This window comes from Paenibacillus sp. J31TS4 (assembly GCF_018403265.1).
Classification (GTDB): Bacteria; Bacillota; Bacilli; order Paenibacillales; family NBRC-103111; genus J31TS4.
In genome coordinates, this window is record NZ_BOSI01000002.1 from 852,384 (window position 1) to 872,196 (window position 19,813).

The following is a 19,813-nucleotide window of genomic DNA, read 5'->3' on the forward strand; positions in this document are numbered from 1 at the left end:
CCGCATAAACTGTGTTAGCTTCTCGAAAGGGGGAGAAAAGCATGGGATTCGGAGGCGGATTCACATCCACTTCAGCCATTCTGGTGCTGTTCATTCTGCTCGTAATTGTTTCTTGCGCATGCCTGATCTAACACTCGCTAAACCGTGCTGAAGGCAGAACTTGCAAGACCGGCTCGGTCGCTAGATTCGAAGATCGCAAAAAAGGGGCCTCCTTAGGAGGCCCCTTTTTTGAGGAGCGGCGTGTTTTTGCAGCTGGATTGAAGGAGTCTTCTTGTTCATGCCGGATCGCATGGTGCTAGCCGGTACCGAAAAGAGAGGACAAAAAAACAAGCCCGAGAATTTCTTCTCGGACTTGTTTCGCGTATGACCTGAGCCGGGCTCGAACCGACGACCCCCACCCTGTCAAGATGGTGCTCTCCCAGCTGAGCTATCAGGTCAAGTGTTTCGCTCGCTAACTTGCTTCGTCCGCGGCGACAAGATTTATAATACCAAGGCTTGGACGGAATGTCAACAGCTTTTCTATAAAAAAATGAAGCGGTCTTCGGACAGCCCTTTCACCGGTATAGACCCGTGCTAAAGGCTCCGAAACGCCGAAAAGCCGGCCGGATGGTTCCGGACGGCTCTTCGGGCTCGTTCGTTGTTGGACTAGTCCTTTTCCCAGGGCATTTTGGTGCCGAGGGATTCGGCCAAAGATTTGCTGACGACTCTCCGCTGCCGCCGCGCTTCGGCGCGGGCGGGAGCTCCCTCGTGCAGCAGCCGTTCCTCCGGGGTCTCCGGGAACACCTTGGGCACCTCGACCGGCCGGCCGTCATCGCCCAGCGCGACGTAGGTCAGGAACGATGTGGCGCATACTATGCGTTCTCCCGTGTGGAGATCCTCGCTAACGACCCGGATGAACACTTCCATAGAGGTCGTTCTCGTCCAGGTCACCACCGCCACGAGGGTGACCTCGTGGTCGACCTTGATCGGATGCAGGAAATCAATGGAGTCGGTGGACGCCGTTACGACCGGCCTGCGCGAATGCCGCATGGCGGCGCGTGCCCCCACATCGTCGATATAAGCCATTAGATTGCCGCCGAAGAGGGTGTTGTGATTGTTTGTATCGGGCGGCAGCACGTAGCTGGATTTGATGGAGCGGGTCGAGCCGATCGGTTTGGCAGTAGTCATGGGGATACCCTCCTCTTGGATGTAGAGCCTTTGCTGCGGTCCGGCGGGACAAGTGCGCCGTGGTCAGGGCCTGCGGCGGGGAATGCTCAGCGATTCGAACCCTTCCGCCTTGCGCTGCTTGGCTATGTACACGATCTGTCCGACATGGTAGCTGTAATGCGAGATCTGACGCAGGATGGCTTTTACGACCGAATGAGGCTCCTGTCGAATCGTTACGGTGCGCATCAGATCCTCCTCGGTTAGCTCGGAGAGAGTACGGAAGACGACCTCCCAGCCTTCCTCCCACCAGGCGAGGACCGTCTCGGCCGATTCTTCGCCGCCCGCGAATTCCTCGTCGCGCTGCCGGTCCGGCTTTTCGCCGTCCGAGGTGAGGAAGTCCGTCCAGCGGGACAGCATGTTCCCCCGCAGATGCTTGACGATGACAGCGATGCTGTTGCTTTCGCTGTTAGGCGTCCAGTGAAGATCAGACGCATTGTCCAGCTGGGCCATCGCTTTGTCTCCGAGCTTTTTGTAGCTGCGGAACGTTTCGATCGCTTCCTTCAAAAATACGTTTCCCGTACTTGCTGCTGGCCATTCCATTGGTTTCTCCACCTTTCGCTACCAGTTTGCTTTCTTCATTATTTTACCATAGCGAGCCGTAGGGGAAACAGTTTAGCCGAGCTGGGAGAAACCGACGCTTGCGCGGCTTTGGACGATATGGAACAATAGAACAGTCGGTTTTTCAATGGGGACATGCAACTTTTTCGAACGATCTGACGTCTTTTTCGTGGGAAGCCCCGCCGAAACGATCCTGCCCGGCAGCCGGTTGGCCTTACTGCCAGCTTGTTTACGGCTCTGCTGGGGAGGGTATAATCTTGGTGAGACTGAGCGCATTTGTGCTATCTACCGCCCGTCGGTAAGTTCGTTTGCGGCTCGCCAGCCGCATAAGGAGCTGCCGTATGAACGGCAGGGCGCCCGGAAGAGAATGGAGCAGAAGAGGAAGAAGGAGGGAGACCGGATGAGGCTGTTAGTAATTATCCCCGCCTATAATGAAGAGAAAAGCATAGGCGATGTGCTGCGGTCCGTCCATCACCATCATCCGGAGATGGATATTGTCGTCGTCAATGACGGCTCACGGGACCAGACTAGCGCGGTCGCCCGGACTACCGGACTCGCGCATGTCATCGACCTGCCGGTCAATGTGGGCATCGGAGGCGCCGTACAGACCGGCTATTTGTATGCCCATCGCCACGGCTACGATGTGGCCATTCAGCTCGACGCCGACGGCCAGCACGATCCGAGCAATCTGGACAAGATCGTGGACGTCATCCGTCGAGGCGAGGCCGATTGCTGCGTGGGCTCCCGGTTTCTCGAGAAGACGCCCTACAAGTCTTCCCTCAGCCGACGGGCCGGCATTCAATTCTTCACATATTTGATCCAGCTGGTGACGGGCAAGCGGATTACCGATCCGACGTCGGGCTTCCGAGCCGTCAACCGCCAGGTGATCCGGCTGTTCGCCGAATATTATCCGGACGACTATCCGGAGGTCGAAGCGGTGGTGCTGCTGGAGCGCAAAGGATACCGCGTCAAGGAAGCCTCGGTGCTCATGCATAACCGGGCGGCCGGCAAATCGTCGATCACACCGATCAAGTCGCTGTATTACATGTTTAAAGTATCGCTTGCGGTGCTGATGACCCGCATCCGGAATGTGAGCTGACCATGAACATTTATCTGCTTGCCGTTGTTTTCTGTCTGCTGTTTCTGGGGATCACGGTCGAATTGATCCGCCGTCAGAAGATGGCGGAGAGGTACGCTATTATTTGGCTGCTGCTCGGGGTGCTGATGCTCGTCTTCAGCGTGTTCCCGAGTCTGCTGGACCGTGTGTCGGCACTTCTTCATATTTACTACGCGCCTTCCTTCTTGTTTTTTATCGGCCTGACGTTTTCTATGGTGATTATTCTCCACCTGACCATCGTCGTCACCCGGCTGAACCGCCAGGTGACCCGGCTAATCCAGGAATTGGCTCTGCTCAAGGCGCAGAACAAAGAGGAGACTTCGGATGATCGCCCTGCTCATCGTACTGGCTAATGTCGTCCTGTTGGTGACAGGACAGCTGTTATGGAAGGTTACGCTTAACAAATATCCACTCAAATCGTGGGACAGCATCCTGACGATCCTGCTGCAGCCCTCCATGATTGCCGGCTGCGTGCTCTTCGTGCTTGCTACCTTGATCTGGTTCTATGCGCTCAGCCGCTATGACCTGAGCCGCGTCTATCCGCTTCAGTCAATGGCTTACGTGCTCGGGGCGGTCGGAGGCGTGCTATTCTTCAAGGAAACGATCACGATGACGCAGTGGCTCGGGATGGTGATCATACTCGTCGGGGTAGTTGTCTTTGCCAAAGCTTGAATGGGGGGAGGCAATCGTTGAAACGACCTGACACTAGAAGGTCCATCTGGTATACATACGGCATACTCGCTATTTTGCTGCTTGCGCTCGGCCTCCGCTTGTCCTATGTTCTGACGGCCTCGTATCCGCCGCTCGTCTGGGACCAGCTGGAGTATACGAAGCTGGCGATCCAATGGCTCGAGAAGGGAATCTACGCCTACCGGGATACGGAGCCCAATACGCTCGTCACCCCCGGCTGGCCCGCCATGCTGTACGTCATGTACGGCCTATTCGGCTACGATCCGCTAGAGCCGGCTCTGATGAAGATCCGTATCTTTCTCTGCTTCTTCAGCCTGATCGCCATTTGGTTTCTCTATAAGCTGGGCGAGCGCTTGTTTCATCCGGCGACGGGGCTGATCGCCGCCCTGTTCGCCGCCGTCTACCCGTCCTACGTCTGGTCGGCGTCCACCATCCTGACGGAGGTTCCGTTCCTGTCGTTCTTCCTGGCGCTGCTCTACATGCAAGTGCGCATTATCCAGGAGAATCGCACCCGAGACCACTTTATTATGGGACTTCTGCTTGCGGCTACGGTGCTGATCCGCCCGAATACGCTGCCGCTAGCGGTGGTGCCCTATCTGTTCCTCTGGGTCCGGCACCGCCGGCTGTTCCTGCGCGAGATAGTGACAGGAGCAGGCGCCTTCGCGCTGCTGATGCTGCCCTGGTGGATCCGCAACGCCGTGACGTTCCACGCCTTCATTCCGGTCGCCAAGGGAGAGGCGGGGAATCCATTCCTCGGAGGGACGGACCCGTATTTCCGCGGAACGATCGACTGGGACCGGATCGATGAGCACGACCAGTTTAACGAAGGCGTGCGCCGGATCAAGCAAGGGCTGCGGGACGACCCTTGGCTGTGGATCGGGTGGTTCACGATCGGGAAGTTCAAGGTCTTTTTCCAGACGCTGTGGGTGGGGCCTTACCTGCTCGAGATGCCGAAGTGGTACGCTTGGGTTCTGAACAAGCTTCACTTCGTGATCGTCTATATCGGGTTCGCTACCATCCCCATTCTGGGATTCTTCCACCGGTCCTATGCCTATTTGCTTGTGTCGCTGGCTTTGTTCTATAGCGTGCATGCGGTGTTCATTCCCGTCGACCGTTATCTATACGGCATGCTGCCGTTCCTGATGCTCGCGACCGCCCAGCTGGCGGTCATGACGCTCCGGCTGCTGGGCAGGCTGGCCAAACACCGCCGTGCGGCGCTGTCCTGACGATGACACGCCAAAACACCCCGGAGAGAAGCCTTCGCTTCTTTCCGGGGTGTCTGTTCGTTTGCGCGCTTATGGCGGAAGCTATTGATGATGCAGCTCCTTGAAGATCTTGTCCGCGCAGTACTCGATGATGTCGCTCCGCCGGACGATGCCGATGAAGCGTTCCATGTCGTCGATGACCGGGACGAAATTTTGGATCTTGACCAGACTGATCAAATCCTCCATATTGGAATCGATGCGGACGGTCCGGTTTTGCAGGCGCAGCGGCACCTCCGCCAGCGTATGGCGATGGGCCGTATCCAGATGTACCCCCCGGTTGTTCTTCAGAAACCAGAGCAGGTCTCCTTCGGTGACGGTCCCGGCGTACGTGCCGTCCTCGTTCAGGATCGGAACAGCCGTGAACCGGTGGTACTCCATCCGCTCCAGCGTTTGGCGAAGTGTCGTTTGCATCGTTAAATGAATGACATCCTGCTTGGGCAGCAGGAAAAACGCAATGTTCATGCGAGGGCTCCTTTATCCATTCAATCAGTAGTCCACATCTTATTCTACCAAAAGCCGGGGCTCGAAGATAGCGGCACTTGCCGACCGCCCCGGAATGCGACACCAGGAGGAAAGAAGACATGATGATCAAACGAGTAAAAACCCAAGAAGAGCTGGACCAGTGCCTGCGCATACGGATGGAGGTGTTCGTGAACGAGCAAAAGGTACCAGCCGATGAGGAGCTGGACGAATTCGACGTATCCCCGCAAGCGTGCGGCCACATGCTGGCGCTCGCGGACGGGACGGCGTGCGGCACCGCGCGCTGGCGTTTTTACGGGGAAGAGACCCCGGAGGGACGCACCGTCAAGCTGCAGCGGGTCGCCGTGCTTGCGGATTGGCGGGGCAAGGGAGTGGGACGCGAGCTCATTCTGGCCATGGAGAAGGAAGCGCGGGAAGCGGGAGCGGCGTTCACGCTGCTGGACGGCCAGTGCCAGGCGGAGCCCTTTTACAAAAAGCTGGGCTACGAGACCATCTCGACCGAGCCGTTCTACGACGCGGGCATTCTTCATGTCCGAATGAGGAAAAGACTGGGATAGACCGGCACCACCCCGGGCATGCTAGTCCCGAAGCCATTCGGAAGGAGGGACAGCGATGCAGCAGGATCAGCGCGAAACCTTCGTCGCCGTGCAGAAGAACGGAGACGGGGACATCCAGTCGTTCCAGACGTCCTCCGGGCGCGTTCTTTCTTATGAGGAAGCGCTGCAGGAGGTGCACAGCGGACAAATCGCGGGCGTGAACGCCTTCAAGGGACGCGACGGCGAAACCTATATCCGCGGCGACGCCGACGGAGACCCGAGCAACAATCTCGACAACTTGCCGACGTTCTAAGCACCCATTCATGAGAAACAGCCGCCTGCATCAGCAGGCGGCTGTTTCGCGTTGGCAGCGTGCATCCGGCCCTTCCGCTAACCGAGAGGGAAGAGGTACGGCTTGCGCTGCTCGATGAACCGCATCTCGGCGGTCTGCCCATCGAATTCGTCGCGGTTATCGCCGTAGTGCATCAGATAGAGGCGCTCCCGGATGGCGGGCGGCAGGGTGAGGAGCTCGTCCAGCGTCGTATGGACCCGCCCCTTTCCAGTCAGCTGGCATTCGTGCAGGAACGTCTCGACGCCGCGGGCATGCAGCTCCTTCAGGCGGGCCTCGTCGAAGGTCGTGTCCGAGCTGTAGAACAGCCGGTCGTTGAACAGCAGCGAATAGCTCGATTTGCCTCGAATATGTACGGTCGGGAGAATCTGCAGCCGCAGGCCGGGCACAATCTCCTGGGCAGGCCCTTCCTCGATCTCCGTCACCTCGAAATAATCGTCCAGCGTATTGAGGCCGTCCGCAGGGTTCTCCATGCCGCCCTTCAGCGTATGCTCCCACAGCTTCTGCCGCAGCGTGGCGGGCACGAACAGGCGGGGCTTGCGGCTGCCCCGGCGGAAGGCGAACTCCTCCAGGCCGCCGACGTGGTCCGCGTGCTGATGGGTCACCACAACCCCGTCGATGTCTTTGACGTCGACGCCCATCTGATGCAGCGCCCCCATTGCCGTAACACCGCAATCAAGCAGCAGGGTCACGCCGTTCCACCGGATCAGCGCGTTATTGTTCGCGTATTTTTTGGCGAAGGCGCCTCCGGTGCCAAGCATGGTCAATTCCAAATCCATCTTTCTTCTCCTTTCCGGCCGTGCGGGCGAGCGCCCGTTCAAAAATGGCCTCCCGTCCCTGTCGGAACGAGTACGCAACCTCTGGCGTTCACATATCCTATTCTACAACCAGGATGGGACGGGAGGAATGGAGATGGCTAAAAAAGTTGTCAAAAAAAAGCAACCGGTCAGTGACCGTACGGTTTGGACGCTGCGGCTCGTCACCTCGGACGTCTGCGAGCGCTGCAAGTCGCAGTGCGCAAGAGGAATCCGCTACATGACCGCCATGCGGGAGCCGGGAGCGGTAGGCCGCGGAGTGCCCTGCATCCTGACCCGGGTAAAAAAATAGGCGGAAAGTCCCTCCCCCCTCTTGAGAATAGGAACAGATGTTCTGTATACTATAGCAAAGAGCGTTCTTCTTCCGGTTCCTGAGCGTCCGCTTTGCGTGCAGGGGGACCGGAAGAAGAAAGCCAGTCAAGAGCGGAAAGGGGCGGACGACAATGTCCGAGCTGGAGGGAGAGGTCGCCGAGTATATTACCGCAGCCACGCTCGCCAAGGTGCTGCGCTGGGATCGGCAGTATGCGGGCATGCTGCCGCTGGGCGCTTACTGGAGCAGGGCATGGCCCCCGCTCCTCGGCCTCGTGGAGCAGGAGTGCCGGAGTACGCGCCGCCGTCTCGGGGCGCGGGGCTGCCGCATCCTCGCCGAGGACCTCGGGGAGGACAAGTGTGTCCGCGTACGCTACCTGCATGCGGGCATGGAGAGCACCTGCACGCTGCTGCCGGTGCTGCTCAAGCGCCGGTGCGAAGCGATGCTGACGGGGCTCCTCGTCGGCCGGCAGCAGAGGTAAGTGTACAAGCGGGCGCCGCGGCGGCCGCATATGCTGCGGTAGGAAGGATTCTCGGGCAGGAGGGCAGACTCATGGACATTCGATGGATAGGCAACAGCAACACCAACTCCAGCTCCCGCGAAGGTGTCGTCCCGTTCGTCATCGTCGACCATATCTCCGCCGGTACCATGTCCAGCATGGACTACTGGTTCACCGATCCTGGCAATACCGTCTCATCGGCTCATTTCGGGGTCTCCAAGACAGGGGAGATCCATCAATATGTGGCCGTTGACCGGATGGCCTGGGCGAACGGCCTGACTCAGGCCCAGCTCCCCCGTGCTGAGGCGCAGGTCGTGAAGGACATGGGAATCAATCCGAACCTGTACACCGTTTCTATAGAGCACGAAGGCACCGACGGACAGTTGACGGATGCCCAGTTCGAAGCTTCGGTTCAGCTGCATCTTTATATTCAGCAGTATATTCGGGACAAGTGGGGACGTTCGTTCCCGCTGGACCGCTATCATGTCATCGGCCATTTTCAAGTCAATCCGGAGGGGAAGCCAAACTGCCCGGGACCGCGCTTTCCTTGGAGCCGGCTGTACGCGGAACTGGCTGCCAGAGAGGGAGGAGGAGAAGACATGGCTGCCTTATCGGATCGGATAGACGCATTGGAACGCCAGAAGGCTCAGCTCGAGCAGCGCGTAGCGTATCTGGAGCAGCTGGCGAGGATGGGGGCGGTGCCGGACTGGGCGCGGACAAGCGTGCAGAAGGCCGTCGCCGGAGGGCTGATCGACACGCCCGACGCCGGCTCCTACGATTTTTATCGCATGTTGGTCATCCTGGACCGCAAGGGTCTCTTGTAACTTCTCCGGCAGCCCGGACGTCGGAGGGAAGAAGCGGCAAACTTTCCCCCATTCTGCCGCAACTCTCAGCCTGCAGCCGAGTATAAACTAGCAATCATGTCCATCGATGGGGGTACCTACTTCATGAAAGCGAAACGCATCCTAATTCTGGCCTGCATCATCTTTTTATTCGGAACCGTGACCGCCTTTGCCGATTCGCTGTGGGGAAGATACGAGAACTACAACAAAGCCCGCGTCTATTTGAACGATACCGAGCTTGCGCCCTCCTCGGGAGGCGTCCCGTCGTTCATCATCAACGGGACGACAGTCGTGCCGCTCCGCCAGCTCGCCGAGGAGCTGGAGGCGACCGTCCAATGGAACAACGACACCTTGACGGCGAAGATCTACAAGCCCAACGTCCATATGTTCGTCTCGCTGGACGTAGACAAGGATTATTCGGTCAAGCGCCCGTTCGGCAAGGTCAACCACGGGGAGACGCGGAACTTCGTCGTCTCGACCCAGGTGGACAGCCTGAAAGCGAAGGCAACCGGGTTCATGCTGACCATCAAGGCGCCGAACGGCCAAAACGCGGTGGAACCGTTGACCGTGCCGCTGGACGGCGTCAACGACAGCTTCTGGTACACATGGCCGTTTCAGGTTAACTTCTCCCAGAAGGGAGATTACACCGTCACCTTCTCGCTTCTTGTGGATGGCGACTATACGGTTGCCTCGCGCAAGACCATTCGTTCGGAATAAGCCAACGGCGCTCTCCGCTTCCGCGGAGGGCGCTTTTTCGTTAGTTCGGGGAAGCGTATCGTCTCCTCCGATTTCTTCACAGATTTGCCAAGATGTTCGCCGGTCTAAGCAGGAAGGACTTGCTAAAATGGGAATGCAGAATGGAATACATAGGGGGAGACGGCAAACAAGCCGTTCTCGAGTGGAGGCTGTCCTAACATGAACGAGAAGATCGGCATCGAATCCTCCGCCGGACAAGCCCTCCTGCAGCCGGACGACCGGGCGAGACTGTATGCGCGGGTCTTCTCAGGCTCGCGCGAAGGGATCATGATCACGGATTCGCACACCAGAATTATTAGCGTCAACCCCTCCTTCACGGCTATTACAGGCTACGAGGAAGCGGAGGTTGTCGGGAAGAAGCCGAATGTTTTGAAGTCCGGCCGTCAGGGGCCGGCCTATTATAAAGAGATGTGGGCGTCGCTCGTTAGAAACGGAAGCTGGCAGGGAGAGATTTGGAACCGGAGAAAGTCGGGCGAGATCTACCCCGAGTGGCTCACAATCAATGCCGTACGCGACGAGACGGGAACGTTGACCAATTATCTGGGCATGTTCTCGGATATTACGGAGCGCAAGCATTTTGAGAGCCATCTTCACTATCTTGCCCATTACGACAGCCTGACCGGCCTCCCCAACCGGATGCTGCTTCGGCAGCGGATGAACGACGCCATGGCCAGAGCGCAGCTGACCGGCCGCCTCGTGGGCGTGCTGTTCGTCGATCTCGACCGGTTCAAGACGGTGAACGACTCGCATGGCCACGCGATCGGGGACCGGGTGCTGCAAAGGGTGGCGGAGCGGATGAAGGCGGCTGTCAAACCGTCCGATACGGTGTCGCGGATCGGAGGGGACGAATTCGCCCTCGTGCTGGAGCTTCAGAAGCCGGAGGACGCCGCGGAGGCGGCCGTCCGCCTGTCCCGCAAGCTGAACCGGCCGGTGGTGGACGGCGAACACGAGCTGTTCTTGGCAACGAGTATCGGCATCAGCGTGTTTCCGCATGACGGCGCCGATTTCGAAACGCTGGTGAAGCACGCCGAGTTCGCCATGTACCATGCGAAGGAACAGCGCCGCGAGTGCGAGCAGTTTACGACCGCGATCAGCGATACCATCACACGGCGGATGGAGCTGGAGCACGAGCTGCGGCGAGCGCTGGAGAGGGGGGAGCTGAGCGTCTGCTACCAGCCCCAGATGGATGCGGCCCATGGCGGGATCAGCGGTGTGGAAGCGCTGCTTCGCTGGCACCATCCGCAGCTCGGGCCTATTGCGCCGGCCGAGTTCATTCCGATCGCGGAGGAGACCGGCATGATCGTTGAGATCGGGGAATGGGTGCTCGCCGAAGCGGGCCGTCTGTGGAAGGAGCTTAGCGAGGAAGGGCTTGCGCTGACCGGCGTCGCGGTCAACCTGTCGACGCGCCAGTTCCAGCAGCCCGATCTGGCCGGCCGCCTACAGACGATTCTCGAGGAGACGGGGTGCGATCCGCGGCACATCGTATTCGAGATTACGGAGAGCGGAAGCCTCTATGAGATCGAGGCTGTTCTCCCCACCCTGCAGCAGCTTAAGGCGATCGGTGCGCAGCTCGCCATCGACGATTTCGGCAAGGGCTATTCGGCGCTCGGCTACTTCAAGCAGTTCCCGCTGGACATTCTCAAGATCGACAAGAGTTTCCTGAAGGAGCTGACAACGGATTCGGGCAGCTGTGTCGTGACGAAGGCGATAATTGACATGGCGCACGGACTCAGGCTGCGCGTCATTGGAGAAGGCGTGGAAAACCAGGAGCAGTATGAGCGGCTGCTGGAGCTTCAATGCGATTCGCTCCAAGGGTATGGGATCGCACGGCCGCTAGGAATAGACGAGCTCAGAAGCTATCTGAGGAACGTGAGGAGCCTGAGAGGAAAGGCGCCTGCCTATCTTGCTTGGACGGAGGCTGCCCGCAGCAGGACGAAAGGCGCTCGCGGCTGAAGGGCTGGGAGCCTGGCGGGTTCGTTGAATATGCCAGGAATTCGTGTTACGATACGGGCAGCGAGGCGGCTAAGGACGCCTGCCGGGGAGACCCCGCAAAAAACCAAGACGACTAATGAGGGAACAGAGGAAGCGAGGCGAGGCAAATGAGCAACCCGAATGAGGACCACTGCCATGAACAAGACGAAGAGATCTTCGTCGTGACCGATGCCGAGGGCAACGAACATGAGATGGTGATGGTGTATACGTTTGAATCGGAAGATCAGGCATATGCCGTGCTGCTGGACCGGAACGACCCGGACAGCGACGGCGTCATTTTCCGGATTGAAGAGGACGGAGACGACGCCTTTCTCGTCAGCATCGAGGACGATGAAGAGTGGGAGCGGATTGTCGCCGTGTACAACGAATTGACGAAGGAAGAGATGGACGACCGCATTTAGAGAGGCGGTTTATCCAAGAAACCCCCGGATCGCGGCAGGCTGTGCGGTAGTGCATAGCCTGCGGAGCCGGGGGTTTTTTCTAATCGCGGCGGCGAGATCGCCCGTATTGGACGACCGGCCGCTATTTGCGCGGATTGAAGTACATGACTCGTCCGTTGAAAAGATGAAGCTCCGCCTTCAACCGGCGGCCGAGATGCTTGCCGATCTCGTTGGCTTTGGATTTGTCGCCATAGGTAGCGTCGTCGGGCAGCACGAGCTGAATATAGCCTTGCTCCGTCTCGCCGCTCGTTTCTTGTCCGACCCCCACGACGATGTAGCGGTAGCGGTTTTCCTTGCCCTTCAGATAAAACCAGCGGCCTTCCGCATCGGGCTTCGTTTCGATCGAATAGGGGAAGCCGGCTTCCTCGTAGCCCCAGCCGAGCTGCTTGCCGGTTAACGCCAGCTGGTCCTTGTAGTGAAGCAGATGCTCTTTGACCTCGTCCAGAGTCAGCGAGGAGACGGCGGAACCGTCCACCAATTTGATGTAAGCGCTTTGAGCCACAACCAACACCCGCCAGTCGGAAAAGATTGGAAAGATTATGCTAATGATAGCATCCGGAGCACACATTTACAACCAGCCCCTTTCATACAATGAAAAATACCGCAGCGGGAGTAGAGGGACGCTGCTGTGCCGAGTTGTTAGAAAGTTCCGGCAACAAGAAGGAGACGAGGAGGTGCACGGCCCGTGTACGAACGACTGTATGAGGAAATGGAGCGCGCAACGATTCAGTTTGTCGGGTACGCTTCGGATCGGACCCGCTTTGACTTGTGTATCGTGTTCACCGAGCAGTTTTTTGGCAAGCCGATCGTCATCTGCATGCAGACGGGCAAATCGACCTTGCTCTGTCTCGACGATCTTCATCACCTGGAGCATCTGCAGGCCATCTTCTCGCTCGGCCCCAAGGAAGCGGAGGAGCTGTCCGAATTTCTGAGACAACACATCCCGTCGATCGCGATTAAGGACGAGTTTTGACCGGAGCGATTCCGCCTGCATGCAAGCCGGCGATCTCGAGGGCTTGTGCCAGCAGGAATAGAACGCGGTGTTTTTTGCACGAAAGCAAGACCGCTCAGGTTCTTTCTCCATGGCCGAATAGCCGCACCGCCGGAGGAGAGGCAGGGTAGCCTAGGGGTGAGGAAGAGTCTTGCGCACAGGGCAACGTATCCGTCTCAAAACCAAAAGGCACCCGGCGCGAGCGGCCGGGTGCCTTGCTGTGTTTGATAAGCAGTAGGGTGAGAGAAGAGGGAGAGCGGGTCAGAAGATCGCTTCCGTCTCCACAATGACCTTGACGTTTTTCACGCTGCGGTCTTCCGGCCCTTTGACCGGGAGGCCTTCCTGCACGTGCTTCATAATATAGTCGATGTTCTCCTGGGAGATGACCTCTCCCGGCAGCAAGATCGGGATGCCCGGTGGGTAAACGTAGATGAACTCGGCAATGATCCGACCGGCCGACTCCTCGAACGCGATTGTCTCCGTATCTCCGTAGAAGGCGTCCCGCGGAGGAAGCGACAGCTGCGGAATCTCGGGGATGTCGACGACGATCTCCTGCACGGCCGTCTGGTTGTCGAGCTCGCGGGCCATCCGTTCGAGGGAAGCCACCAGAATATCGAGCGTCTCCTGGTCGTCACCCGGCGTCACGAGGCAGAGGATGTTATACAGGTCACTCAGCTCGACCTCGAGGTTGCAGTTGTCACGCAGCCAATTCTCGGCGACGTATCCGGTGATGCCGAGCTTGCGGACGTGAATCGTCAGCTTGGTCGGGTCGTAGTCGAACGTCGCTTCCGTCCCGAGAATGTCCTCGCCGAACGAGTACAGGCCGGGAATGGCGTTGATCCGTTTGCGTGCCTCGGTAGCGAGCCGGATCGTCCGCTCCGCGATGTCGCGTCCGTTCAGGGCCAGATTGCGGCGGGCGCAATCGAGCGACGCGAGCAGCGGATACGAGGTCGACGTCGTCGTCAGCATGCTGATGATCGTCTGAATCCGGCGCGGATTGACGAGGTTCTCTTTCATACTGACGTTGAGGACCGAGCTCTGGGTCATCGAGCCGCCCAGCTTGTGGATGCTGGTGGCGGCCATGTCGGCTCCGGCTTCCATGGCGGAGATGGGCAGCTCGTCATGGAAGGGGAGCAGGGCGCCGTGCGCCTCGTCGACAAGAACGGGAATCCGGTAGCTGTGGACGAGCTCGACGATCTCCTTCAGGTCGGCGCAGACGCCGAAGTAGGTCGGATTGATGACAAGCACGGCCTTAGCGTCGGGATGCTTCTCGAGCGCGCGGCGCACGGACCGGGTCGTCACGCCGTGGTCGATGCCGAGATTGGCGTCCCGGGACGGCGAGAGGAAGACCGGCTTCGCTCCTGCGAAGATGATGGCGGACATGACGGATTTATGCACGTTGCGAGGGACGATGATTTTGTCCCCTGCGGCGCAGACGGACAGGATCATCGTCATGATGGCGCCGCTTGTTCCCTGGATGGAAAAAAAGGTATAATCGGCATGGAATGCGTCGGCAGCAAGCTGCTGAGCCTCTTCGATGACGCCGGTCGGCTGGTGCAGATCGTCAAGCGGCGCAATATTGATCAGATCGATCGAAAGGACGTTCTCGCCCATGAAGTCCCGGAATTCCGGGTCCATGCCGGCGCCTTTTTTGTGGCCGGGAATATGAAATTGAACGGGATTGCGTTCTGCATGCCTGACAAGGGCGGAGAACAGCGGGGTGCGATGGTGATCCATAGCCTCATCTCTTCCCTTCTGTTTAGATCTGTGAGTTTTTTTAAGGATTTGTTTAAGGAACAGATAACAAACAAACTGAGTATAACAAAATGAAACGCGGATGCAAGTTTATTTTGCATCCGGGTTGTGGACAGGCGGTGCTGGATGGGTTCCAAAGAAAGAAAGAAGATCAACCGGGGCGTCTTCGCCTCCAAATTCGTCATCCAGCTGCTGGTCATCATGTTCTCGGTCCAGTTCGTCAAGGGCGCGCTGATCGTGACATTTCTGCCTTTGTATCTGACGAACACGCTGCATGCGAGCACGCTCGTCGTCGGCTGGACGCTAGCCGTGCAGTACATCGGAGACAATCTGCTGCGCACGCCCATCGGATGGTTCATCGACCGGGTCGGCTACCGCTACAGCATGCTGATCGGCGTCTGCTCGACTCTCGTCGCCGTTATCATCATAGCGGCGAGCTCCAGCTTTCTGTGGATCGTCGCGGCGTGCGCGCTCCTTGGCATCGGTACGGCACCGCTGTGGCCGTGCGTCATCACGGGAGCGACGGAAATTGCCGGCGACAAGGACAGCGGTACGGTGATGAGCGTCGTGTACATCGCCTGGCTGAGCGGCGTTGGGCTCGGACCATTCGCCATCACGTTCTTCCTGCACGATACGGCCCTCGCCTTCCGGCTAATGATCGGACTGATCTTTCTCGTCGTGCTGGTCGCTCTCTTCCTGCCCGGCAAGCTGAAGAAAGGGGAGGCGAAGGCGCCGGGCGAGCCGGACCGGCAGCATCTGCCAATGGGGGAGCGGATCCGGCGCTACTTCCAGGAAGTGAAGAGAGCGGTCACCGTCAGCCGCCTGCTCTATCCGGCCATGTTCATCCAGACGTTCGCGGTCGGGCTGCTGACGCCGGTGCTGACTCTGTACGCCAAGAACGAGCTGATGCTGTCGAACAGCCAATTCCGGGCGTTCCTGCTCGTGGGAGGCGGCGTAGCCGTTCTCCTCATGGTCCCCGTCGGACGTATGGTGGACCGCTGGGGCTTTCGCCGGTTCTTGATCGCCGGTCTTATGCTGACCTCCGCCGTTTTGTTCCTGTTCACGCGCGTGGAATCGCTAGGTCTGCTCTACGTCCTCGTCGGCCTGCTTGGGCTCGGCTTCGCCTTCCTGATTCCGTCGTGGAACACGCTGATCGCCAAGGCGGTGCCGCCCGAGAAGCGGGGGGCCATCTGGGGCTTCTTCCTCACCATTGAGGGAACGGGGACGACTCTCGGTCCGATTCTGTCGGGCAAGATTTCCGACGACCTGGGGCTACACGCCCCGTTCACGGCCAGCGCCGCGGCCTTTGCGCTGCTGCTTGTCCTGCAGGGGTTCATCCGGCTCGACGCCAGAGGAGCCCGGCGGCAGGAGCAGACGGGCTGAGGCGAGGATGGCCGCCCGCTTTCGGCTGCTTGGCTTTCTGCTGACGGACAAGTCTCCCAGCAGGAGGCCTATCGACAACAGCAGGTACGGAAGCCGGGTGCACTGCAGTTAACCAGAGGAACTTGCAAAGGAAAAAGAAGACCGCCCGGAAGGGCGGTCTTTGTCATGCTCGAGCTCCGAGACGGATAGCCCGTATGGATTTTCTTACGTTTACCCGGCAGGTGCGGGCGAGGGAGCGGGCCGTTTGCGGTCCACCATCTGGTTGATCCACTGGTCGCTTTGCTCCTTCAGCTTCGCGACCAATTGATCGCGGCTGATGCCCTTGGTGGCCGCGATTTCAGTGAGCGACTTGCCCTGCTTCAGCTGGGCGGTCAGCTCTTCCTTCGTCATGCCGAGCAGCTCCGCAACCTTTTCGGGCCGGAACATAGGCGCGTGCTTTTTGCCGTGATGGCGGGCGTCCTTCTTCAGCATTTCCTGAAGCCCCTTTTGGTCGACCAGAGCGGAGACATGCTCCTTCATCTTGGCCTTGAAGGAAGCGGCTTGCTCAGCCGTCAATTTGCCTGCCTGGACGCCTTCGTCGATTTTCTTCGACCGGACCTCCAGCAGCTTGGCGACGAGGTCGTTTCGGGAGATCCCCTTGGCCTGCGCGAGTTCGGCGAGACTCTTGCCCGCCTTCAGCTCCTTCAAGAGAGCGTCCTCGTTCAGCGAGAGCAGCTTGGCCGCTTCGCGGACGATCGGCAGCTTGCCGTCGTGTTTTTCCTTCTTATCGTCCTGTCCGGTCCGCTGCTTGGCTACGGCCTGGCGGGCCGAAGAAGCGGCCTGGGTCGTCTTGCTGTCCTGCCCAGAGGCGTAAGCGGCGGCGCCGCCGAACAAGAGCGTCAGCGCAAGGGCGGTGGCGATGGCTGTCTTGGGACGGTTCATAGCATAGTCCTCCTTTCTAATAGTGGATGGGAAGGAGTCATGGATGGCTCCCTCCGAACTTAGCGTATCCACCGTTCCTTAAACTGAGATTAAAAAAACGGGAGCCGTCTCAACTTTTTTCGCGATGCCGTCCATGTGCCTTAACTAAAAGGCCATCCGATACAACGAAAGCAGCCGGGTGAACGTCTCCTCCGCGGTACGCAGAAGCGCGTCGCCGTCCCGCAGCAGCGGATCCTGGCGGTCGAGCCTCAGGCCGCACAGCGCTTCGGCCTTCTTGACCTGCTTGAGCCGCTCGGCGATCCGGCTCAGGCCCTGCTCGTCCAGTTCGGCGTGAGGCGTGACTTCCGGCTGGGTATGATCGACGGACCAGAAGAAGCCGGAAGGAATGCTTGTCTTGACGTCGTCCAGCTGACGCAGCAGATGGTCCGCGAAGACTTCTTTGTTCGGAGATTCATAGATAACGGCGAATTGGATGAAGAGATGAGTCGACCAGAGGCCGAGCTGAAAGTGAGGCAGCGCCTTGTAGCCGCGTTTGCTGTTCGCCCAGGCGACCCAGGTGTCGGCGGGCGGGTTGACGGTGCGACGCGCATGCCTGGCCACGTGCGGGATCATCTCATGGCCGCACAGGCCGGTGAGGGTTGGGGCGAGAAGTCCGCCGAGCTCCTCGAGCTTCGGACGGACCTGTCCGATCAGCGCTTGCATCCGGGCCTCCAGTCCGGGGATCTGAAAGACGTCGAAATCTGCTTCTGTAATGATAGGCTTGGACATTTTTTCCTCCTGTGGTTCATCATGCTGACAGAACGGTTACCATATAGCATAACCTTTTCCCGGCAGGCGTTCCAGCCTTCCACCGTTTTTTTGGCAACCGGGTTTCCGCTTCCCAATTTCTGGCTAAGCTATAGGCAAGAGGCCCTCCGGCAATCAACCAATTTTGCGTGGAAACCGGGAAATGATCATGAATCCAAGTTGCTAAAACATACACTGCATAATAAGATATGGTAAACCTCAAGTTGTCTGAACATTCTGTCAAAAAAACGGATCGAGGAGGGGATTGCGGTGAGCCATAGTCATGAGGTGGAATATTGCAACCTGGAACTGCGCTTTGACCGGAAGCAGATCCGCAATTTAATCAAAGTATTGATCCAGGAAGGCTATTCCCTCTACTGGAACGAAAGCGGCGAGGAATTCATCATCTCGGTGCGAAGCGGACGCAAGCTGGTGAAGCTGAAGTTTCAGCGGATCGGGGACCGGTTCAAGATGGTCGGGAACTACTCGTTCCGGGACGGGAAGCTGGCAGATTTGATGGAAAAGATGATAGGCGATACGAGAGGCCATGCAGTGGTGAAGCGGTTCAAAGAGCGACAGATTCTGATCGAAAGCATCATGTTCGGCGAGATCATTCGGTTGGTGGAGATTTCCGGAGTGGACCATAAAATAATCTTTCAGAGGGATCCTATGGTTACAGTAGAAGAAATGACGGAAGCGCTAAAATCGAAGCGGATTGAAGAACGGATACCGGTGCTCCGGCTGGAGCTCGACTACGAGCTCGCGTCGCTGCAGGATGCTCTGCTTAAGGGAGACCGGGAGGAAGCGGAGACGATCAAGGCGAAGCTGGAGATTCTCCGGCGGGAAATGATAACCCTTGAGCTGTAGCCGCCCCCGCCGCATCCGGCGCGGCGCCGTCCCCGCCGACAACCTCATGGCATGAACCAAACCCCCATTGCGAGCGGCAACCGGGGGTTTTGGCGTTTGTCCGCAATATCGGTTCATTTTTCGTCATGCAGATTAAATTTCGGTCATTGTTCACGTGTGCATGCCTATGCTACTGTTAAGGAGGAAAGGGGAGAAGCGTCATGAGCGCGACGATCAAGGACATCGCCCAGCTGGCGGGCGTGTCGCATACGACGGTCTCCCGCGCGTTGAACGGCAGCCCTCTGATCCATCCCGCCACGCGGGAGCGGATCGTCCAGATCGCCGAGCAGCTGCACTACACGCCTAACCGGAGTGCCCGAAGCCTCGTGCACGGCAGGTCGAACAGCATCGGCATCTTCTTCTCGACGCTCGGGGAAGGCACCTCCTCCAGCTTCTTTCATGCGTCAGTGCGCGGGGTCAGCCGAGTGCTGCAGGACCGCTACAACCTCGTCGTCCGCGGGATCGACGACTATGCCGATTACCGGGAGGTCGGGCCCAAGCGGTTCGAGGGGGCGCTCGTGATGAGCCAGCAGGACCGGGACGACGCTTTCCTGCGCCATCTGCAGGAGCAGCAAATCCCGCATGTCGTGCTGAATCGCCGGGCGGGCGGCGAAGAAATGGCGAGCATTGTGGCCGGCGACCGGGAGGGTGCGTTTGCGTTGACGAAGCATCTTATCGGACTCGGCCACAGGCGCATCGCCGTGCTGGAGGGAGTGTCCGGCTTTCGGGCGACCCGCGAGCGTATGAGCGGCTACGAGGACGCCCTTCGGGCCGCTGGCCTCGGAAGGCGCAGGGACTATACCGCGGCGGGCCGCTACGATCTGGCGAGCGGCTACGAAGGGATGCTGCGGCTGCTGGCACTGCCGGAGCGGCCAACCGCAGTCTTCTGCATGAACGACGAGATGGCCGTCGGCGCGCTCAAGGCAGCTCGCGAGGCGGGCATTTCGGTGCCGGACGACCTGTCGCTGGCGGGATTCGACGACAACGGGTTTTCCGCGTACGTCACCCCGCCGCTCACGACCGTCCGGCGGCCGATCGAGGAGATGAGCCGGGAGGGTGCCCGCGTCCTGCTGGCCATGCTGGAGGGGCGGCCGGCTCCCGCTGGTACGACCTGCCTGCCCGCCGAGCTGGTGGTTCGCGGGTCGACGGGGCCGTGCGGCTGCCGGAGCTCGGCCGGCTGATTGGACAGACGGCTGGCTAGATAGAAAGGAGATTG

25 protein-coding genes and 1 tRNA gene are annotated in these 19,813 nt (G+C 59.0%); 17 read left to right on the forward strand and 9 right to left on the reverse strand.

Features of this window, described 5'->3' with window-relative positions; translation table 11 throughout:
- Nucleotides 1-41: 41 nt before the first annotated feature.
- On the forward strand, nucleotides 42-131 hold the full coding sequence (locus KJS47_RS24110; RefSeq protein WP_249716382.1) for a YjcZ family sporulation protein: 90 nt from the start codon (nucleotides 42-44) through the stop codon (nucleotides 129-131).
- Nucleotides 132-364: 233 nt separating this feature from the next.
- Here the strand turns inward: KJS47_RS24110 and KJS47_RS14585 are convergent.
- The 3 genes from KJS47_RS14585 to KJS47_RS14595 all read right to left on the reverse strand — a co-directional run bounded on the left by KJS47_RS14585 (nucleotide 365) and on the right by KJS47_RS14595 (nucleotide 1,746).
- Nucleotides 365-437, reverse strand: a tRNA-Val gene (locus KJS47_RS14585).
- A gap of 208 nt (nucleotides 438-645) precedes the next feature.
- Complete coding sequence (locus tag KJS47_RS14590) at nucleotides 646-1,167, reverse strand: acyl-CoA thioesterase (RefSeq protein WP_213525747.1); 522 nt, start codon at nucleotides 1,165-1,167, stop codon at nucleotides 646-648.
- 63 nt (nucleotides 1,168-1,230) lie between these two features.
- Nucleotides 1,231-1,746, reverse strand: a complete 516-nt coding sequence (locus tag KJS47_RS14595; protein WP_213525748.1) for a DUF1572 family protein — start codon at nucleotides 1,744-1,746, stop codon at nucleotides 1,231-1,233.
- Between the two features lie 418 nt (nucleotides 1,747-2,164).
- Between KJS47_RS14595 and KJS47_RS14600 the strand changes: the two genes are divergently transcribed.
- From KJS47_RS14600 to KJS47_RS14615, 4 genes are read left to right on the forward strand one after another with little or no spacing between them, the layout of a single operon-like run.
- A complete protein-coding gene (locus tag KJS47_RS14600; RefSeq protein ID WP_213525749.1) occupies nucleotides 2,165-2,863 on the forward strand; it encodes a glycosyltransferase family 2 protein in 699 nt (232 codons plus the stop codon).
- Nucleotides 2,864-2,865: 2 nt separating this feature from the next.
- Complete coding sequence (locus KJS47_RS14605; RefSeq protein WP_213525750.1) at nucleotides 2,866-3,234, forward strand: DUF2304 domain-containing protein; 369 nt, start codon at nucleotides 2,866-2,868, stop codon at nucleotides 3,232-3,234.
- Nucleotides 3,206-3,553 carry an EamA family transporter gene (locus KJS47_RS14610; protein WP_213525751.1) on the forward strand — a complete coding sequence of 116 codons (348 nt, stop codon included), beginning with the start codon at nucleotides 3,206-3,208 and terminating at the stop codon, nucleotides 3,551-3,553. Before KJS47_RS14605 ends, KJS47_RS14610 begins: the two co-directional genes overlap by 29 nt.
- 17 nt (nucleotides 3,554-3,570) lie before the next feature.
- Complete coding sequence (locus tag KJS47_RS14615) at nucleotides 3,571-4,797, forward strand: ArnT family glycosyltransferase (protein ID WP_213525752.1); 1,227 nt, start codon at nucleotides 3,571-3,573, stop codon at nucleotides 4,795-4,797.
- Between the two features lie 81 nt (nucleotides 4,798-4,878).
- Here KJS47_RS14615 and KJS47_RS14620 read toward each other — a convergent pair whose 3' ends face one another.
- Nucleotides 4,879-5,298, reverse strand: coding sequence for a CBS domain-containing protein (locus tag KJS47_RS14620; RefSeq protein WP_213525753.1), 420 nt, complete (start codon nucleotides 5,296-5,298; stop codon nucleotides 4,879-4,881).
- A gap of 119 nt (nucleotides 5,299-5,417) precedes the next feature.
- On the opposite strand from KJS47_RS14620, the gene KJS47_RS14625 reads away from it, so the two are divergent.
- Nucleotides 5,418-5,873, forward strand: a complete 456-nt coding sequence (locus KJS47_RS14625) for a GNAT family N-acetyltransferase (RefSeq protein ID WP_213525754.1) — start codon at nucleotides 5,418-5,420, stop codon at nucleotides 5,871-5,873.
- A gap of 55 nt (nucleotides 5,874-5,928) precedes the next feature.
- Nucleotides 5,929-6,165, forward strand: a complete 237-nt coding sequence (locus KJS47_RS14630; RefSeq protein ID WP_213525755.1) for a DUF3892 domain-containing protein — start codon at nucleotides 5,929-5,931, stop codon at nucleotides 6,163-6,165.
- A 77-nt stretch (nucleotides 6,166-6,242) separates the two neighbouring features.
- On the opposite strand, the gene KJS47_RS14635 is transcribed toward KJS47_RS14630, so the two are convergent.
- Nucleotides 6,243-6,980: an MBL fold metallo-hydrolase gene (locus tag KJS47_RS14635; RefSeq protein ID WP_213525756.1), complete on the reverse strand. Its 738-nt coding sequence runs from the start codon at nucleotides 6,978-6,980 to the stop codon at nucleotides 6,243-6,245.
- 133 nt (nucleotides 6,981-7,113) lie between these two features.
- Here KJS47_RS14635 and KJS47_RS14640 point away from each other — a divergent pair, with 133 nt between their 5' ends.
- From KJS47_RS14640 to KJS47_RS14665, 6 genes are all read left to right on the forward strand, one after another.
- The gene (locus tag KJS47_RS14640; protein WP_213525757.1) at nucleotides 7,114-7,308 is read left to right on the forward strand and encodes a hypothetical protein; all 195 of its coding nucleotides are present in this window, start codon (nucleotides 7,114-7,116) and stop codon (nucleotides 7,306-7,308) included.
- A 151-nt stretch (nucleotides 7,309-7,459) separates the two neighbouring features.
- Complete coding sequence (locus KJS47_RS14645) at nucleotides 7,460-7,807, forward strand: YhjD family protein (RefSeq protein WP_213525758.1); 348 nt, start codon at nucleotides 7,460-7,462, stop codon at nucleotides 7,805-7,807.
- 71 nt (nucleotides 7,808-7,878) lie between these two features.
- Nucleotides 7,879-8,649, forward strand: coding sequence for a peptidoglycan recognition protein family protein (locus tag KJS47_RS14650; protein WP_213525759.1), 771 nt, complete (start codon nucleotides 7,879-7,881; stop codon nucleotides 8,647-8,649).
- 123 nt (nucleotides 8,650-8,772) lie between these two features.
- On the forward strand, nucleotides 8,773-9,384 hold the full coding sequence (locus tag KJS47_RS14655) for a stalk domain-containing protein (protein WP_213525760.1): 612 nt from the start codon (nucleotides 8,773-8,775) through the stop codon (nucleotides 9,382-9,384).
- A gap of 198 nt (nucleotides 9,385-9,582) precedes the next feature.
- A complete protein-coding gene (locus tag KJS47_RS14660) occupies nucleotides 9,583-11,376 on the forward strand; it encodes a putative bifunctional diguanylate cyclase/phosphodiesterase (protein ID WP_213525761.1) in 1,794 nt (597 codons plus the stop codon).
- Nucleotides 11,377-11,522: 146 nt separating this feature from the next.
- A complete protein-coding gene (locus KJS47_RS14665) occupies nucleotides 11,523-11,816 on the forward strand; it encodes a DUF1292 domain-containing protein (RefSeq protein WP_213525762.1) in 294 nt (97 codons plus the stop codon).
- A gap of 121 nt (nucleotides 11,817-11,937) precedes the next feature.
- Here KJS47_RS14665 and KJS47_RS14670 read toward each other — a convergent pair whose 3' ends face one another.
- Nucleotides 11,938-12,357, reverse strand: coding sequence for a DUF1885 family protein (locus KJS47_RS14670; RefSeq protein WP_213525763.1), 420 nt, complete (start codon nucleotides 12,355-12,357; stop codon nucleotides 11,938-11,940).
- Between the two features lie 183 nt (nucleotides 12,358-12,540).
- Here KJS47_RS14670 and KJS47_RS14675 point away from each other — a divergent pair, with 183 nt between their 5' ends.
- On the forward strand, nucleotides 12,541-12,828 hold the full coding sequence (locus tag KJS47_RS14675) for an SAV0927 family protein (RefSeq protein ID WP_213525764.1): 288 nt from the start codon (nucleotides 12,541-12,543) through the stop codon (nucleotides 12,826-12,828).
- Between the two features lie 279 nt (nucleotides 12,829-13,107).
- Here KJS47_RS14675 and KJS47_RS14680 read toward each other — a convergent pair whose 3' ends face one another.
- A complete protein-coding gene (locus KJS47_RS14680; RefSeq protein WP_213525765.1) occupies nucleotides 13,108-14,583 on the reverse strand; it encodes an aminotransferase class I/II-fold pyridoxal phosphate-dependent enzyme in 1,476 nt (491 codons plus the stop codon).
- Between the two features lie 144 nt (nucleotides 14,584-14,727).
- Here KJS47_RS14680 and KJS47_RS14685 point away from each other — a divergent pair, with 144 nt between their 5' ends.
- Complete coding sequence (locus tag KJS47_RS14685; protein WP_213525766.1) at nucleotides 14,728-15,984, forward strand: MFS transporter; 1,257 nt, start codon at nucleotides 14,728-14,730, stop codon at nucleotides 15,982-15,984.
- 210 nt (nucleotides 15,985-16,194) lie between these two features.
- Here KJS47_RS14685 and KJS47_RS14690 read toward each other — a convergent pair whose 3' ends face one another.
- Both KJS47_RS14690 and KJS47_RS14695 read right to left on the reverse strand, forming a co-directional pair.
- On the reverse strand, nucleotides 16,195-16,905 hold the full coding sequence (locus KJS47_RS14690; protein WP_213525767.1) for a hypothetical protein: 711 nt from the start codon (nucleotides 16,903-16,905) through the stop codon (nucleotides 16,195-16,197).
- A 144-nt stretch (nucleotides 16,906-17,049) separates the two neighbouring features.
- A complete protein-coding gene (locus tag KJS47_RS14695) occupies nucleotides 17,050-17,673 on the reverse strand; it encodes a YktB family protein (RefSeq protein WP_213525768.1) in 624 nt (207 codons plus the stop codon).
- Nucleotides 17,674-17,961: 288 nt separating this feature from the next.
- Here KJS47_RS14695 and KJS47_RS14700 point away from each other — a divergent pair, with 288 nt between their 5' ends.
- Together KJS47_RS14700 and KJS47_RS14705 are read left to right on the forward strand one after the other, a co-directional pair.
- A complete protein-coding gene (locus KJS47_RS14700) occupies nucleotides 17,962-18,558 on the forward strand; it encodes a hypothetical protein (RefSeq protein WP_213525769.1) in 597 nt (198 codons plus the stop codon).
- A gap of 200 nt (nucleotides 18,559-18,758) precedes the next feature.
- Nucleotides 18,759-19,778 carry a LacI family DNA-binding transcriptional regulator gene (locus tag KJS47_RS14705; RefSeq protein WP_213525770.1) on the forward strand — a complete coding sequence of 340 codons (1,020 nt, stop codon included), beginning with the start codon at nucleotides 18,759-18,761 and terminating at the stop codon, nucleotides 19,776-19,778.
- Nucleotides 19,779-19,813 lie beyond the last annotated feature (35 nt).